Source organism: Desulfatiferula olefinivorans, from assembly GCF_054657895.1.
Map to the genome: position 1 here is coordinate 69,921 of NZ_BAAHXV010000007.1, position 16,648 is coordinate 86,568.

Here is a 16,648-nt window from a genome sequence, read left to right on the forward strand (position 1 = left end):
ACCCATGACCGGATTATTTCTCCGTGTCACCGGAAAGCCGCTCGATGATCCCCCGGGCGGTCTGTTTGCCCGAGTGGATGGCGGTGACGACCAGAGACTGGCCGTGGGACATGTCGCCGCCGGCGAAGATGCCGGGAACGCTGGTCATCATCCGTCCGTCGACCTTCACGTTGCCCCGGGCGTCGGTGTCGAGGCCGAAGCCCTCGATCAGCGCCTCGTTGCCGGGGCCGGTGAAGCCCATGGCCAGGAGCACCATGTCGGTTTCGATCTCGAATTCCGAACCGGGAACAGGGGCGAAGGTCATGCGGCCGTCCGTGTTGGACCAGGCGACCTCTTCGCAGCGGATCTTTTTCAACACCCCGTTTTCACCGATACAGGCCGTGGTATTGACGGACCAACGCCGGGTGCCCCCTTCCTTGTGGGCATGGGATTCCCGGAGTTTGTTGGGCCACAGGGGCCAGGGCGTGGCTTCCGATGGTGTTTCAGGCGGCTTGGGCATGATTTCAAGCTGGATCACCTTTGTGGCGCCCTGCCGGAGCGAGGTGCCGATGCAATCGGAGCCGGTATCGCCCCCGCCGATGACCACCACGGTCTTGCCCGCCGCGTTGATCTCCGTGGACGGCGTGATGGGCTCGCCGCTGATCCGCTTGTTCTGCTGGGTCAGAAAATCCATGGCAAAAAAGATGCCGGTGAGATTGCGTCCCGGAACATCCAAATCCCGGGGTTTCCGGGCGCCGCAAGTCAGACAGACGGCATCGAAGTGCTTGGTCAGGTACCGGATGGAGATATCGGTGCCCACCTGCACGTTCTGTTCGAAGACGATGCCCTCTTCTTCCATCAGCCGGATACGGCGCTCGACCACGTTTTTTTCCAGTTTGAAATCCGGAATCCCGTAACGCAGAAGCCCGCCGGGTTTGTCGGCCTCGTCGTAGACCGTGACGCGGTAGCCCGCCCGGTTGATCATCATCGCCGCGGCCAGACCGGCCGGTCCGGCCCCGATGACGGCCACCTTTTTATCATGGTAGAAAGCCGGAGGCTGGGGCTTCATCAGGCCCTTTTCAAAGGCTTTTTCGATGATGGCCAGCTCGATCTGCCGAATGGTCACCGGATCCCCGTTGAGATTGTCCACGCAGGCCTCTTCACACGGCGCCGGACAGATCCGCCCCGTGAACTCGGGGAAACTGCTGGTGGACAAAAGGATGTCCAGGGCACAGGCCCAGTCGCCGTGATAGACCCGGTCGTTGAACTCGGGAATGACGTTCAAAAGCGGGCATCCGTAATCGTGGCAGAAGGGAATGCCGCAGTCCATGCACCGGGCCGCCTGATCGTAGATATCGTCCTCGTCGGGCATGTTCTCCACGGCCCGGTAATCCTTGAGGCGTTCGTCCTTGTCCCGGTAGCCCGGCTCTTTGCGTTCAAATTCAAGAAAACCCGTTGCCTTACCCATGCTGGACCTCCTGTCGTTCGGTCTCTATATCTTCGCGGATCATCTTGCCGAGAACCTTCCGGTATTCCATGGGAAAGACCTTGACAAAACAGGGCAGACACTCGTCCCAGTGGTCAAGGATGTCCCCGGCTTTTCCGCTTCCGGTGTATTCATAATGTCTGGCGATCATGGCCCTGACGGCCTCGGCCTCGGCCGGGTCGTCGATGGTTTCGAGGTCCACCATCTCCAGGTTGCAGCGGATATCGAACTTCCGGTCCGGGTCGTACACATAGGCGATGCCGCCGCTCATGCCGGCCCCGAAGTTGATGCCCGTTTCACCTAAAACCACCACCCGGCCGCCGGTCATGTATTCGCAGCCGTGGTCCCCCACGCCTTCGACCACGGCAAGGGCCCCGCTGTTTCGTATGGCGAAGCGTTCACCGGCCTTGCCGTTGATGTAGACTTCGCCTGCGGTGGCGCCGTAGAGCAGCACGTTGCCGGCGATGGTATTGGCCGACGGATCGAAGGTGCAGGCGTCCTGGGGTTTGACGATGATTTTTCCGCCGGACAGCCCCTTGCCCAGATAATCGTTGGCCTCGCCGCAGAGAATCATGGTAAGGCCGTGGGCGGCAAAGGCGCCGAAGCTCTGGCCCGCATAGCCGGTGAACGTGATGCGGACGGTATCCTCGGGCAGGCCCTTGTTGCCGTAACGCCGTGCGATCTCACCGGAAAGCATGGTACCTACGGTGCGGTAGCTGTTCTTGACCGGAATGTCCAGGGTGACCGCCTTGCCCGACGTAAGGGCCGGAGCACAAAGCTCGATCAGCCTGCGGTCCAGCACGTCATCGATATCCGAGGGCTGGGCCTGGACGGCCCGCCGGGGAGCGGAGGAATCCTGAACCCAGGGGTTGTAGAAAATCCGGGACAGGTCGAGGCCTTTGGCTTTCCAGAAATGAACGGCGGTATCCGTGACCAGAAGGTCGGACCTTCCGATGATGTCGTCCATCTTCGAAAAACCAAGTTTGGCCATAATCTCCCGGGCTTCCTCGGCGATCATGTGCAGGAAATTCACCACGTATTCGGGCTTGCCCTTGAACAGACAGCGAAGGCGCGGATCCTGGGTGGCAATGCCCACCGGGCAGGTGTTTTTGTGGCATTTGCGCATCATCACGCAGCCCAGGGTCACCAGGATGGAGGTGGCGAACCCGAATTCCTCGGCCCCGAGCAGGGCGCCGACGATCACGTCCCTACCCGTCTTGATCTGCCCGTCCACCTGGATGCGGATCCGGTCCCGAAGGCCGTTTAAGATCAGGGTCTGCTGGGTTTCGGCCAGACCGGTTTCCCAGGGGCCGCCCGCATGCTTGATCGAGGAGATCGGTGAGGCGCCGGTGCCGCCGTCGCTGCCGCTGATCAGCACCGAATCCGCATGGGCCTTGGCCACACCGGCGGCCACGGTACCCACCCCGGCTTCGGCCACCAGTTTCACCGACACGACGGCCGAGGGGTTGACGTTCTTCAGGTCGAAGATCAACTGGGCCAGATCCTCGATGGAATAGATATCATGGTGGGGCGGCGGTGAAATCAGGGTGACTCCCGGGGTCGAATGACGGACCCGGGCGATTTCATCGTTGACCTTGTGACCGGGCAGCTGGCCTCCCTCGCCGGGCTTGGCCCCCTGGGCGATCTTGATCTGAAGTTCTTTCGCATTGACCAGATACTCGGTGGTCACACCAAAACGGCCGCTGGCGATCTGCTTGATGGCGCTGGACTTGCTGTCTCCGTTGGCCATGGGAATAAAGCGGGCCGGATCTTCTCCGCCTTCGCCGCTGTTGCTTTTCCCGCCGATGCGGTTCATGGCGATGGCGATGGCCTCGTGGGCCTCCTTGCTGATCGAACCGAAACTCATGGCCCCGGTGACAAACCGTTTGACGATTTCAGAGGCGGGCTCCACATCGTCGATGGGAATGGGTTTCCCGTAGTTGAACGCGAACATGCCGCGCAGGGTGCTCAGTTTTTCGCTCTGATCGTTGATCATGGCGGCATACTGACGGTAAAGAGCGTAGTCGTTGGTCCTGACCGCATGCTGAAGGGTGCTGATGGACCGGGAGGTCCACAGATGGCGCTCGCCGTCCACCCGCAAACGGTAATACCCGCCCGGAGGCAGGATGGCCCGGGGCATAACCGGTTTAACGCAGGCTTCCGCATAGCGGTCGCATGCTTCCTTCGCGATCTCATCGAGGCCGATGCCTTCGATGACAGAGGACGTTCCGGTAAAATACGTGTCGACCACGGCCCGGGACAATCCCACGGCCTGGAACACCTGGGCGCTCCGGTAACTGCGCAGGGTCGAAATGCCCATCTTGCTCATGACCTTGAGCAGGCCTTTGCACAGGGACTTGATGTAATTCTCGATGGCCTTGGCACCGTCGGTGCTCTTGGGCAGCCGGTCTTTCATGGCCAGGTCGGCCACGGTCTCAAAGGCCAGGTAGGGGTTGACCGCCGTGGCGCCGTAGCCCAGAAGCAGGGCGATATGCATCACCTCACGGGCCTCGCCGGTTTCGACCACGATGCCCGCGCCGGTTCTCTTGCCGACACGAACCAGGTATTTGTTGACGGCCGAGGCCGCCAGAAGGGCCGGAATGGGCGCCATGTTTTCACCCAGCGTGCGATCGCTCAGGATCAGCACCCGGTTCCCGTTGCCGATGGCGATTTCGCATTTTTCACACATCTGCCGGATAGCATCCTCCAGCTCCCGTCCCCCGCCGCCTGCGGGAAAGGCCATGGGAATGACGGCGCTTCGGAAATCCTGGAGTTTCAGCCCCTTGAGCATGGTCAGATCGTCGTTGGACAAAATGGGATGACGGAGCTTGATCAGACGGCTGTTCTGGGGCACCTCCGACAAAATGTTGCCGGGATTGCCGATGAAGGTCATCAAAGACATGACCAGTTCCTCACGCACCGGATCGATGGGCGGATTGGTCACCTGGGCGAACAGCTGGCGGAAGTAGTTGTAAAGAAGCTGATTGGTTTCCGAAAGCACCGCATGGGGTGAATCGTTGCCCATGGAGCCTACCGGTTCCTGGCCGTCGGCGGCCATGGGACCGAGGATCATGTCCAGATCCTCCCGGGTGTAGCCGAAAAGCTTCTGGCGCTTCATCAAGGTTTCCACCTCGGGCGTCACCGAGGCCACGTCGCCGTAGAATCCCCGAAGGGTGATCCTATTTTCTTCCACCCAGCGGCGGTAGGGCTGTTTGCGTGCACAGGCGGCCTTGACCTCGCCGTTTTTCATCACGCGTTTTTTGTCGAAATCCACCAAAAGGATTTCACCGGGCCGAAGGGCGCCTTTTTCACGGACATTAGCCGGATCGATTTCAAGGACACCGGTTTCGGAGCCGAACACGATCATGCCGTCTTTGGTGATGGTGTAGCGGGCCGGGCGCAGGCCGTTCCGGTCCAGCATGGCTCCGGTGAGGCGGCCGTTCGAAAACGCCACCGCGGCGGGGCCGTCCCAGGGTTCCATGATTCCGGAGTGGTATTCGAAAAAACCGCGAAGGTCCGGCCCCATGGGATATTTCACGCCCCAGGCTTCAGGAACGAGCATCAGCATGGCGTGATCGATGGCCCGCCCTCCGTTGACCAGAAGTTCCAGGGTGTTGTCCAGGCTGGAACTGTCGCTGCCCGGTTCCCGTATCACCGGCAGCACCTTGGGCATCTCGTCGCCGAACAGGTCGGACTTGAGGGCCGCCTCCCGGGACTTCACATGGTTCAGGTTGCCCTTGAGGGTGTTGATTTCACCGTTGTGGGCCAGGTAGCGGAAGGGCTGGGCCAGCTCCCAGGAGGGAAAGGTGTTGGTGCTGTAGCGCTGATGGACCAGAGCCACGGCGCTGGTCATGGACGGATCGGCCAGATCCGGGTAGTAGTCGGGCAGCTGGGGTGCTGTGAACAGGCCCTTGTACACGATGGTGCGGCAGGACAGGCTCGAGATATAGAAGCAGCCGTCCTCGATGGTCAGCCGGTCCGCTTCTTTTTCCATCATCCGCCTGCTGATGTAGAGCTTCCGTTCGAAGTCGTCGCCTTCAAGGCCTTTGCCGTGCACGAAAAACTGCATGATCTCGGGGCGTTTTTCCAGGGCCTGACCGGAGATGGCCGCAAGGTTCACGGGAACGTCCCGCCAGCCCAGAAAGCCCAGCTTTTCGTCGGCGATGGTTTTTTCCACGATGGCCATGCAGCGCCTGCGGAGGTCATCATTTCGGGGCATGAAGACCATGGCCGCCGCATAAGCCCCGGCCTCCGGCAGACTGATATTTTCGGCCGGACAGACATTCTGAAAAAATTCATCGGGAATCTGGAACAGAATCCCCGCACCGTCACCGGTGGACTGGTCCCCTCCGATGGCGCCGCGATGCATCAGATTCCTCAGAATTTCAATGCCGTTTTGAATCACACGGTGGGTTCGGGTCCCGTCGATGTTCGCCGTAAAACCCACCCCGCAGCTGTCATGCTCATGGGCCGGATGATACAGACCCTGGGGGCAAGGCATGGATGAACGTGTCATATGCGTGTTCCTTGTGTCAGGGCCTCGAAAAAACCGGCCCTTGGTCTTTTTTTATTATCATTGCCGTTATCACGTTTCGTCCCTGAGCCGGCAGGTCTCCCAGACACCCCCACCGGCCGAAAACGTGAACGATTTCAATCAAAACGTTCTGGAACCCGATAACTTACTATGGATAAAAAATGAAAAAAAGTTATTTTTTTCATTTTTTCCCCGCTCCCGTTCCGCTTTTGATCGAACCGAAGGCATCCCTCCGGGTTTAAGGGCTTGCCTTTCCCACGTCAAACGACTATAATTAAGCCGACAAATCAATTATTTGCATAAAGGAGGTCCGTATGTTCCGTTTCTTGAAAGCCAAAGACATCGACCCCCGGACGCTTCTCTCCGACGACGCCGAACGCCGAGCCTTTACCTGCCGGCGACGCTCATTCGACACCAAGTACCTTGGCCTGGGGAAATGCATTGACCGACGACAGAAGAACCGCCGACAATCCGACCGGTTCGACCATGAAAAATACGAACAGATGTGCCGGGAACGCCTGGGACCGGGATGGCTCTGACCGCTGCGTGATCCCATCGGGCAGGACCTGCGGAGAGGACGTGCCCCGCTCCGGATGGATGACTGTTGCCTTTTTAAGCACGACATCAGCAATTACAATCAGGAGAATCGTCAATGGAGACCCTGCTTACGGATGTGGAAATCAGAATTCTGGGCTCGCTGATCGAGAAGAAAATGGCCACCCCGGAGTATTACCCCCTGTCCCTCAACGCCCTTATCAACGCCTGCAACCAGAAATCGAACCGCGAGCCGGTGGTCGCCTGGGACGACGAAACCGTCCTTGACGGCATAAAGGGTCTGGTCCTCAAGAAACGGGTCTTTGAAAGCCGCCTCGGCCGGGTGTCCAAATACGAGGAATGCACGCTCAACGAATCCGGCTTCGTTCCCGCCGAATCGGCGATCCTCTGCGTGCTGATGCTGCGCGGGCCACAGACCGCCGGGGAGATCCGGACCCGAACCGAGCGCCTTTACGCCTTTGACAGCCTGGAGCACGTCAGCCGGATCATCGATCACCTGATCGAAAGGGGCCAGGTCATCGCCCTTCCCCGCCGGCACGGTCACAAGGAAATTCGTTTCCACCACACCCTGGGAGCAGCCTGGGACGAAACAGCCGCCCATGCCGATGCTCCTCAAGAGACCCCTCAGCATCCGTCTCAATCGGACCGGATCACGGCCCTTGAACAAACCGTCGAGACCCTTGCCGCCGAACTGGCCGACCTCAAACAGCAGTTCGCCGAGTTCAGAAAACAGTTTGAATAGCCCCCTACCCCGCCACCCATGCCCAGGCCACCAGAATGACGAGGGAGGACAGGGTCACGGGGATGCCGATTCGGGCGTGCTCCCGAAATGAGACCGTAACGCCCTGATCGGCGGCTTTTTCCACCACGATCAGGTTGGCGATGCTGCCCAGAAGGAACAGGTTGCCGGCAAAGGTGCTGGACACGGCCAGAATGTACCAGGGTGTGAGGGGCAAGGGGTCCAGGCAGGGAATGACCAGCATCACGGCGGGCACGTTGCTGAACACGTTGCTGAGAACCGTGGACAGGCCCGTCAGGAACAGCGGGTCTGTCAGGGAAAAGCCCCGGCTGGTCAGAGCCGCAAGCACCCGATCCGTCAGATGGACCTGGGACACGCCGTGGATGATGATGAACAGGGCGCAGAACAGGGTGATCAGATGCCAGTCCACCAGGGCCGTCATGTCCCTGCTTTTCATCTTCCGGCTCAACAGAAGGGCGCCGGCCACGGCCAGGGCGGACAGATCCCGGGGAAGATCGGTAAGAAAGAGCCCCACCAGCACCACGGTGGCCAGAAGCCCCTTGGCGCTCTGCCACTGGTCGAACACGGGCCAGTTATGGGCCCTTTCGTCCGTCACCGTCTCCGGAAGAGCGGACAGGGTTTTCCGGTACATCCAGACAATGATCGCAAATGCACCAAGAAGGGCCAGCGCCGACGGCACCGCCGCCCAGAGGAAAAAATCTCCAAAGGGCAGCCCGCCCACCTGGCCGATCAGCATGTTCTGGGGGTTGCCGATCACGGTGGCCGCCGAGCCGATGTTGCTTGACACGGCCAGTCCGATCAGAAAGGGAACGGACGTCAGGCCGGACCGTTTGAGGGACCAGACAAGGATGGGAGCCAGGGCGAAACAGACGATATCGTTGGCCAGCAGCGCAGACAGAACCGCCGCGAGCACCATGACGGCAAACAGGAAAAACCGGGGCCGGGCCACCAGGAACAGAATCTTCTCCGCCGTAAAGGTGTAGAAACCCCCCAGCCTCAGCTGGGCGGAAATGATCATCAGCCCGTAAAGCAGACACAAGGTGGGAAAATCGATGGCCCGAACCGCCTCGGCGGGGGAAACCACCTTGAACACCACCATGGCGATGGCCCCCAGGATGGCAATACCCACCCGATCCAGGGCCAGGCCCGGAATGCGCCCCAGGGCGATGCCCGCGTAGCTCAGCGTGAAAATCAAAAGGGCCGTCGTCACAGGACTTTCTCCTTGTAAAATCCGATACTCGCCGAGGACAGCACCACCAGCACCGATCCGATGTTGTGGACCACCGCGCCCATGATGGGCGTGATCACCCCCCCGGCCCCGGCCAGCACCGAAACCAGGTTGAACACCAAGCCGAAGGCGATGTTCAGTTTGATGATAAACAGCATGCGCCTTCCCAAAGCGATCATGAAGGGCAGCCGGGTGATGTCGTCTCCCATCAGGGCGATGTCGGCGGTTTCAAGGGCCACCTCGGTGCCCCGTGCCCCCATGGCGATGCCCGTGTCGGCCACGGCCAGGGCCGGGGCGTCGTTGATGCCGTCACCCACGTAGATCACCCGGGCGCCCGTTTTCTGCACGGATTGAATGATGTCCAGCTTGCCTTCGGGTTTCAGGGCGGACCAAAGCCGGTCGATACCCACGGACCGACCCACCCGGGCGACCGATTGTTCGTGGTCTCCGGAAAGAATACCGATCTCCCGCACTCCCAGTGCGTTCAGTTTTTCCACGGTTTTATCCGCATCGGCCCGCACCTGATCGGACACACCGAGGAAGCCCAGCGCCTGTTTATCACGGTACACCATCAAGGGCGTTTCCCCCTGCTCCCGGACAGCCTGAAGTTTAGCCTCTATCGCCGCAGGAATCGCCCCCATGCCGTCGTTCATGCAGACACTGCCCACCTCGACCAGACGCCCGTCAATGGTACCGCGAACGCCAAGGCCGATCTCCGTCAACAGATCCCGGGCCGCCTCGATGGTGATTCCCGCCGCCGTTGCCGCCTGGGTCACCGCCCGGGCCAGGGGATGGGTCGAATGGCATTCCACGGCGGCCGCCTGTCTCAACAGATCGTTGTTATCGACCGTATCGACAGGGACAATGGAACTGACCCGGGGATTGCCTTCGGTGAGGGTGCCGGTCTTGTCGAAAAAAAGGGTGTCCGCGAGGGCCATCGATTCGATATGCTGTCCCCCCTTGACCAGAATTCCGGCCCGGGCCGCCCGGCCGATGGCGGCCACCGTGGCCGTGGGAACGGCGAGAATCAGGGCGCAGGGGCAGCCGACAATCAGCACGGTCACGGCCCGGCCGAACTCACCGGTGATCAGCCAGGCGCAAAGGGCGCAGGCCAGGATCAGCGGTGTGAAATATGTGGCGAACCGGTCGATAAAGGCAATACTTTTGGGCTTGTGGGCCTCGGCTTCGGACACCAGACGGATCACCCGGCCCAGGGTCGAGTCCTCCCCCACCCGCTCGGCCCGGATGCGAAGCACCCCGTTGTGGTTTAACGTTCCGGCAAAAACCGGATCCCCCGCTTTCTTCTCCCGGGGCATGGCCTCGCCGGTGATGGCCGATTCGTCAAGGGCCGAAAACCCGTCCACGATCACGCCGTCCACCGGAACCTGTTCGCCCGCCTTGACCAGAAGCATGTCTCCGGGCTTTACGGTCAGGACATCCACCTCGTCCTCCCTGCCGTCGACAAGGATCACCGCTTTTTTCGGGCTCACCCGGATCAGGGCCTTGATGGATTTTCGGGCCGACTCGGCCGTGGCCTCCTCGATCAGCGCGCCGAGCACCATGATGCAGCTGACCACCGCCGCCGTCAGATACTCGCCCTTGATCAGACAGGCGATGATGGCCAGAGCCAGCAGTTCATCCACATTCATTCGTTTTTCAAGGATCCCCCGGACGGCCCCCACCATGACCGGGAGCCCGTTCACCGCCACCGACAGCAGGATCAGACCCGTTCCCGCCATGTCCCGGTAAGGCAGATCCGACCGGCCGATGACAAACCCGGCCAGGGCCAGAAGGGCCCCGAATCCCACCTTGATAAAATCCCCGTACTGCATCAGCTCCTCATACACCCCCACACGGGTAAAACGACCGATCATCCGTTTTTTTCTCCTCGTTAACGTTTATCGTATCTTCTGGAGATGCTCCATCAGCTCGTCGATCAGCTTTTCGTCGTGATCGACCAGGGCCTTGGCGATGCAGCCCCGCAAATGATCGCCGATCACCTGGGTCCAGACACCGCGCAGGGCGCCCGACACCGAATTGATCTGCCGAAGCACCTCGATGCAGTCCTTGTCCTGTTCGACCATGGCGCACAGTCCCCGCACCTGGCCTTCGATGCGCCGCAGACGCTTGACGACCCGTTCCTTATCCTGATCCGTTCCGCATAGGCTCATGACATCTTTCCTTTCATGGGGTTTCAGGCCATGCCATCCAAACGGCGGCCCTCCACCGGAGTCAATAGACAATAGGGGTATACCCTATCCAAGACCCTTAGACCACATTTCCAGGGCGCAGGCAATGATTAATTTAAAGACGCCGATGGGCCATGGAATCATCCGGCTTGATCGAATCCACTTGATTCATCGGAGCACATTCAGTAGGTTAATGGAAATAAATGAATCTGCCCTGTTGTATCTCCATGGGTTACTCTGCCGAAATGATATACCGACATGAAAGATAATCGTATGATGCCTTCTGTTACAGATGTGCTGGAATTCATTCGCCTGTCCCGGAATGTGGATTTTTCAGGCTTTCACAAATCGTTGTCGGAAAGAAAAATTGATGAACGGTTACAGTGCCTTGGTCTTCATTCCATCAGCGATTACCTGGACTTCCTCAAGAAAAACCCCGATGAAGTCGATGTGTTGATCAATGATCTTGTTGTGAAGTTCAGTCTTTTTTTTCGGAACCCGTTGGTGTTTGAATTGTTGAGACACGATATCCTGCCCCGGCTGTTGTCGGAAAAGAAAGCCGGACGAGACATCCGCATCTGGTGCGCCGGGTGTGCGTCAGGTGAAGAGCCCTACTCCGTCGCCATCATTCTCAGCGAATTGATGAAACAGGAGACCTGCGCCTTTACCCCATTCATCTTTGCCACGGATGTCAGTCAGTCCATCATGGCTTCCGGCATCCGGGGCGTCTACACCGCCGAATCCCTGGAAAATGTCAGACTGGGTCATTTGAACAGCTATTTCGACAAAGACGGCAAAGGGAAATACGTCCTGAGCGAAACCATAAAGAAAATGGTCCATTTTTCCATCGACGACCTGACCTCGGACAAGGGGTTTGCCCCTCCGGAAAGTATCTTCGGCGGGTTTGACCTGATTCTCTGCCGCAACGTGATGATTTATTATGACAAGGACATTCAGAACCGGATCGTGAACAAACTGTACAAGGCCCTTGACAGTCAGGGGCACCTGGTTCTGGGCAGCTGCGAATACCTGCCCAGGGAGATCGAAACCAAGATGGTCCAGGTCCATCATAAAAGCCGGATATACAAAAAAACCTGATCCGTCAGGAACGGACGGTCCATACGATCGCGAATACGTTTTTTTGCTGAACGGTTCAAGCTGATGCTCATACGGAGACTGCCATGTTTTTGAAACACATTTCCATCAAAGCCCGACTGACGTACGCGTTTATCATTGTGGGTCTGTTTTTCCTCATCTTCGGAATCTATGCCATCCTCGAGATGAATCGCCTCAGCAAACTCACCACGGACCTTTACAGGCATCCCTATCAGGTTACAAGGGCCGCACTGAACGCCGAGACCCAAATCATCCGGATACACAGCGACATAAAGGAACTGACCTTCACCCGGTCCAACCTGGGCCGGACAGAGGTGATTTCCCGAATCAACAAGGCTGAAGAGGATGTCTATCGGCAACTGGATATCATCAAGGACAGCATACCCGGAGATGCGGGTCTTGCCCTGGAAAACGAGACCCGAAGGCTGCTTACGAACTGGCGATCCCTTCGGGACGAAATCATCCAATTCGTGAAAGAAGAGAAAAATGACGAGGCCGCCCTGGTCATACGGAAAAAGGGCGACGAGCAGGTGGCCCTTTTGCAGCAGAAACTGGCTGAGCTGAACGATGATGCCAAACAGACAGCCGACGGATATTTGCAAATTGCCGGCGACATCGACGGACGGATCATCGTCAGCACGGCCATCGCCATCGTGGTCATCGTTCTGGTTTCAGCGTTTCTCGCCTACATCCTCATTGACAGCATCGTGTCCGATGTGCTTCGGCTCAAAATCATCATGTCGAAAATCGAAAAAACCGGGAAACTCGAAAAATCAAACCTGACCGGTAAAAATGAAGTGGTTTCCATGGCCAGACACTTCAACAACCTGATCGATATGCTGCAGGGCCAGTTGTACCTGAGGGAGGGGATCTCGGACATGATAAGGGACCTGTCGGGCAACCTGCCCTATGATGAACTGGTGTCCAAGGGCCTCAATTACATTGCACGCTACACCGACGCCTGCATCGGCGCCCTTTATGCCTATGACAAAAACACTAAAACCTGCCGGCTGACGGCCAGCTACGCCTTTGTGGACCGGAAGTACCTGTCCGAATCGTTCAAGGCCGGTGAAGGGATTGTCGGACAGGTCGCCCTGGAACGAAAGCCGATCCACCTTCACAACATCGAGCGCACCGACGCCCTGGCCAACACGGGAACCGTCAGCGAACCGCCGCGGTCCATCTATACCGTGCCCCTGATCTTCGACCATATGCTTTACGGCGTCCTTGAACTGGGTTCGTTCGAGCCGTTTTCCAAACCCAAAATCGATTTTTTGAATGCCGCCGCCATCAATCTGTCGTCCTACCTGTTTTCTTCGGTCCAGAATGAAGAAATCCAGCGCCTGCTCCAAGAATCCAGAAACGCCAACAATTCGCTCCAGGCCCGAACCGATGAGGTCAATGAGGCCAATGAAAAACTGACGGCCATGAATGAAGAACTCCAGGCCCAGTCCCGGGAACTCCAGGCCCAGACCGAAGAGCTGGAAGTCCAGAAAACGGAACTGGAGATCCAGCGGTCCCGGGTGGAGGAGGCGGACCGGTTGAAATCGGAATTCTTATCCAACATGAGCCATGAGCTTCGAACGCCCCTCAACAGCGTCCTGGCCTTGTCTCAGCTGATGATCTCCCGGGGGACCGGCAATGATCCGGATCAGGAATCCGAATACCTGAAAGTGATTGAACGAAACGGACGCCAGCTTCTTGCCTTGATCAACGATATCCTCGATCTGTCAAAAATCGAAGCCGGAAAGATGGACATCTACATGACGGACTTTGACACCCGGGCCCTTGTGGAACGGGCCCTTTCCACCATCATCCCCCTTGCCGCGAAAAAGGGCCTTCGTGTGGAAAAGGATCTTGATGACGCGCCCTACATCCATTCGGATGAGGACAAAATAAACCAGATCCTTTTGAATTTGTTTTCAAATGCCGTCAAGTTTACGGACAAGGGGCAGATAACTGCCCGGGTCGCTACCGATAACGGGCATGTCCATTTTACGGTCACCGACACCGGCATCGGCATCGACAAAAAAGACCTGCATCATATTTTCGATGAATTCAGGCAGGTGGACGGGTCCACCACCCGAAGCCATGAAGGAACCGGCCTGGGCCTTGCGATCTGCGCCAAACTGGCCGACCTTTTGGGCGGCAGCATTCACGTCGATTCAGACCCCGACAAGGGAAGCCGGTTCACCCTCACCCTGCCCCTTGCAAAGGTTGATGAAAAGGATGTCAGGGAACGGCAGCAGCAAGAAAGCCGTCGCATTGAACGCGAACGGGAAGCGTCATCGAACACCGTCGTCGTGATCGATGACGACCCGGACATTCGGGCCGAGATGAAAACCTATCTGACCCAGGCGGGTTACCATGTCGAAACCGCACGAAACGGAAAACAGGGCATCGAACTGGTAAGGGCCTTAAAACCCATGGCCGTGACGCTCGATATCATGATGCCGGAAATGGACGGCTGGGAGGTGGTCCGTCTGCTGAAGGAAAGCCGGGAAACCGATAAAATCCCCATTGTCATCGTTTCCGTCAGCAACGATCAGCAGACGGGCATGGCCCTGGGCGCGGCAGGTTACATCGTCAAACCCCTCAACCGGGAAAGAATTTTGAGTGCCATTCAATCCATCGGCAACGCCAACGGGGGGAACCCCGGTGCCGCCAACGACATTCTGGTGGTTGAAGACAACGACATCGCCGGGCTTCAGATCCGATCGGCCCTGGAGGAACGCGGTTATCGGATCCGCATCGCCTCCAACGGCAACGAGGCCCTGGAAACCATCAAACAATCCTGCCCGCGGGCCATCATCCTGGATCTGATGATGCCGGGCATGGACGGTTTCCAGGTTCTGGACTCCCTGCGGGCCGCCCCGGAAACCCGGGATCTGCCGATTCTGGTGCTGTCGGCCAAGGAACTGTCCTCGGACGAACGGGCGCGTCTGTCCCACAACAAGGTCCGGCAACTCATACGAAAGGGATCCATTGACCGGAACCAGCTGGTGGACTGCATCGAAACCCTTCTGGGTATCGGCGGTCCGGAGGACCGTAAAGCCGATGAAAAAGCGGAAATAAAGGCCCCTGAATCCGTTCATGAGAAAAAAGATCCCAAGGCCCTCAAGATTCTGGTGGTCGAAGACAACCCGGACAATCTTCTGACCATCAATGCCCTTCTGACCGACGCCGGATACAATCATTTTGTGGCCCAGGACGGCCATGAGGCCCTGTCGGTGGCCGCCAGCGTCCAGCCGGATATCATCCTCATGGATATCCAGCTGCCGGGACTGAGCGGCCTGGATGTCACGACAAAACTTAAAGAGGACAAGACGCTCAAAGGGATTCCGGTCATCGCGCTGACGGCCAAAGCCATGCGGGGGGACCGGGAATCGCTTATGGCCTCGGGCTTTGACGACTATATCTCCAAACCCATTGATCCCGATGTCTTGATCGATACGATCCGGAAGTGGTCCTGATGGCAAAAACAACGTCATTATATGTACCGGTGGGCGAGCTTCGGGTCGCAGGTGATGAACCCATCGAACTGTGGACGGTCGCGGCATCGTGTGTGGTACTGGTTCTGATCGACACCGTTCACCATGTGACCGGCATGCTGCACGTCGTTCTGCCGGGAAGGCGCAAGGTGTTGAGAGACGACGACCGAAATGCTTTTTTTGCCGACAGCGGCGCGCCGCTTCTGGTCAATGAAATGAAAAAAGCCGGGTCTGATCCCCATTGTCTGTCAGCCGTCCTGGTGGGCGGCGGCTCCATGTTCCAGCTGCAGGAAGGGGTGGATATCGGTCGTGAAAACGTCGCGGCGCTGAAGGCTTATCTGACGGCCCAGGGCATCCCCGTGATCCGTGAGGAGACCGGGGGCACGGACGGTCGCAGGGTTTCCGTGCAGTGCGTCTCCCACCTTCTATCGATCGAAACCATCAGAGACACGCCGTCTGATGAGACCAGTCCCTCACGGCCTCCGGCGGCGGACCGTCTCAAGCCTTACAGTGACCGCCTGGAAATCGTGCCGGCGGACAAAACCCTGACAGGGGCCCTGTTGGCAGAGATCCACGCCGCAACGATCAACTGGGACAGGGTCTGCCTGATTCTGTCCAAAGACCCCGTGCCGGCACTCCGGTTTTTCAGGCTGGTTAATTCGTCCTATTACGGCGTGTCGGAACCGATCGCGTCGTTTACCCAGGCCAGACAGCGGTTATCGGTGGCCCATTTCCGGCGGATCTGCATCGTCACATCCGTCTCAGGCAATAAAACGAAAGCGCCGTCCCTCAGTGATGAAATCATCCGTGAATGGAAGAACCACAGTCTGGCCGCAGCCTTCATTGCACGGCATCTTTCAGAGACCATCATGCCGGATCGAAAAGAAGAGGCCTATGTCGCAGGGCTCTTTCACTCGGTGGGAAATCTGTGCCTTTCGCTTGAGCAGCCGGCCCGGATCACCCAAGGCATGGATGACCGCCATGAATCCGGCGCGTCGTTGAGCGCCGAGCTCATGCGTTTCTGGCATTTTCCGGAGATCCTGTCCGGATCGGTCGGCGCGGGCCTGACCCGTGGTGAAGGCCGTCACACGGAGGCGGAACGCCTGTCGGCCATACTTCATGTGGCCTGCTGGATCAGCCGTCTGATCGGGGTATCGTCCCAGGTCGAGCCGAATCATTTTATTCTGGACAGGCAGATGGTCAAAACCCTGGGCATCAGCGATTCGGTTCACACCCTGCTGCCGCCGATCCTGACCGGCCTTGCGCGTCTGGGTGTGAAACAATGGACAGGCCATGATTCTGCGGCATAA

10 protein-coding genes are annotated in these 16,648 nt (G+C 58.4%); 5 read left to right on the forward strand and 5 right to left on the reverse strand.

Features of this window, described 5'->3' with window-relative positions:
- Positions 1-13: 13 nt before the first annotated feature.
- Positions 14-1,447 (reverse strand): glutamate synthase subunit beta, encoded by a 1,434-nt coding sequence (locus tag ACYQ11_RS07315; RefSeq protein ID WP_459923111.1) that lies wholly within the window; start codon positions 1,445-1,447, stop codon positions 14-16.
- The gene (gltB, locus tag ACYQ11_RS07320; RefSeq protein ID WP_459923112.1) at positions 1,440-5,981 is read right to left on the reverse strand and encodes a glutamate synthase large subunit; all 4,542 of its coding nucleotides are present in this window, start codon (positions 5,979-5,981) and stop codon (positions 1,440-1,442) included. The genes ACYQ11_RS07315 and gltB overlap by 8 nt, the downstream gene beginning before the upstream one ends.
- A gap of 332 nt (positions 5,982-6,313) precedes the next feature.
- On the opposite strand from gltB, the gene ACYQ11_RS07325 reads away from it, so the two are divergent.
- Together ACYQ11_RS07325 and ACYQ11_RS07330 are read left to right on the forward strand one after the other, a co-directional pair.
- A complete protein-coding gene (locus ACYQ11_RS07325) occupies positions 6,314-6,538 on the forward strand; it encodes a hypothetical protein (protein ID WP_459923113.1) in 225 nt (74 codons plus the stop codon).
- Between the two features lie 113 nt (positions 6,539-6,651).
- Positions 6,652-7,296, forward strand: coding sequence for a YceH family protein (locus ACYQ11_RS07330; protein WP_459923114.1), 645 nt, complete (start codon positions 6,652-6,654; stop codon positions 7,294-7,296).
- Positions 7,297-7,300: 4 nt separating this feature from the next.
- Here ACYQ11_RS07330 and ACYQ11_RS07335 read toward each other — a convergent pair whose 3' ends face one another.
- The 3 genes from ACYQ11_RS07335 to ACYQ11_RS07345 are packed head-to-tail and all read right to left on the reverse strand — an operon-like array spanning position 7,301 to position 10,713.
- On the reverse strand, positions 7,301-8,524 hold the full coding sequence (locus ACYQ11_RS07335; RefSeq protein WP_459923115.1) for an SLC13 family permease: 1,224 nt from the start codon (positions 8,522-8,524) through the stop codon (positions 7,301-7,303).
- A complete protein-coding gene (locus ACYQ11_RS07340; protein ID WP_459923116.1) occupies positions 8,521-10,416 on the reverse strand; it encodes a heavy metal translocating P-type ATPase in 1,896 nt (631 codons plus the stop codon). The genes ACYQ11_RS07335 and ACYQ11_RS07340 overlap by 4 nt, the downstream gene beginning before the upstream one ends.
- Positions 10,417-10,440: 24 nt before the next feature.
- On the reverse strand, positions 10,441-10,713 hold the full coding sequence (locus ACYQ11_RS07345) for a metal-sensitive transcriptional regulator (RefSeq protein WP_459923117.1): 273 nt from the start codon (positions 10,711-10,713) through the stop codon (positions 10,441-10,443).
- Between the two features lie 291 nt (positions 10,714-11,004).
- Here ACYQ11_RS07345 and ACYQ11_RS07350 point away from each other — a divergent pair, with 291 nt between their 5' ends.
- From ACYQ11_RS07350 to ACYQ11_RS07360, 3 genes are all read left to right on the forward strand, one after another.
- Positions 11,005-11,829 carry a CheR family methyltransferase gene (locus tag ACYQ11_RS07350; RefSeq protein ID WP_459923118.1) on the forward strand — a complete coding sequence of 275 codons (825 nt, stop codon included), beginning with the start codon at positions 11,005-11,007 and terminating at the stop codon, positions 11,827-11,829.
- An 83-nt stretch (positions 11,830-11,912) separates the two neighbouring features.
- A complete protein-coding gene (locus ACYQ11_RS07355; protein WP_459923119.1) occupies positions 11,913-15,320 on the forward strand; it encodes a response regulator in 3,408 nt (1,135 codons plus the stop codon).
- Positions 15,320-16,648, forward strand: coding sequence for an HDOD domain-containing protein (locus ACYQ11_RS07360; RefSeq protein WP_459923120.1), 1,329 nt, complete (start codon positions 15,320-15,322; stop codon positions 16,646-16,648). The genes ACYQ11_RS07355 and ACYQ11_RS07360 overlap by 1 nt, the downstream gene beginning before the upstream one ends.

Excerpts from the sequence above, each read along its gene's own strand:
- ACYQ11_RS07340 (WP_459923116.1), bottom strand. The coding sequence starts at position 10,416 with ATGATCGGTCGTTTTACCCGTGTGGGGGTGTATGAGGAGCTGATGCAG.
- ACYQ11_RS07355 (WP_459923119.1), top strand. The coding sequence starts at position 11,913 with ATGTTTTTGAAACACATTTCCATCAAAGCCCGACTGACGTACGCGTTT.
- ACYQ11_RS07345 (WP_459923117.1), bottom strand. The coding sequence starts at position 10,713 with ATGAGCCTATGCGGAACGGATCAGGATAAGGAACGGGTCGTCAAGCGT.
- ACYQ11_RS07350 (WP_459923118.1), top strand. The coding sequence starts at position 11,005 with ATGATGCCTTCTGTTACAGATGTGCTGGAATTCATTCGCCTGTCCCGG.
- ACYQ11_RS07360 (WP_459923120.1), top strand. The coding sequence starts at position 15,320 with ATGGCAAAAACAACGTCATTATATGTACCGGTGGGCGAGCTTCGGGTC.
- ACYQ11_RS07315 (WP_459923111.1), bottom strand. The coding sequence starts at position 1,447 with ATGGGTAAGGCAACGGGTTTTCTTGAATTTGAACGCAAAGAGCCGGGC.
- gltB (WP_459923112.1), bottom strand. The coding sequence starts at position 5,981 with ATGACACGTTCATCCATGCCTTGCCCCCAGGGTCTGTATCATCCGGCC.
- ACYQ11_RS07325 (WP_459923113.1), top strand. The coding sequence starts at position 6,314 with ATGTTCCGTTTCTTGAAAGCCAAAGACATCGACCCCCGGACGCTTCTC.
- ACYQ11_RS07330 (WP_459923114.1), top strand. The coding sequence starts at position 6,652 with ATGGAGACCCTGCTTACGGATGTGGAAATCAGAATTCTGGGCTCGCTG.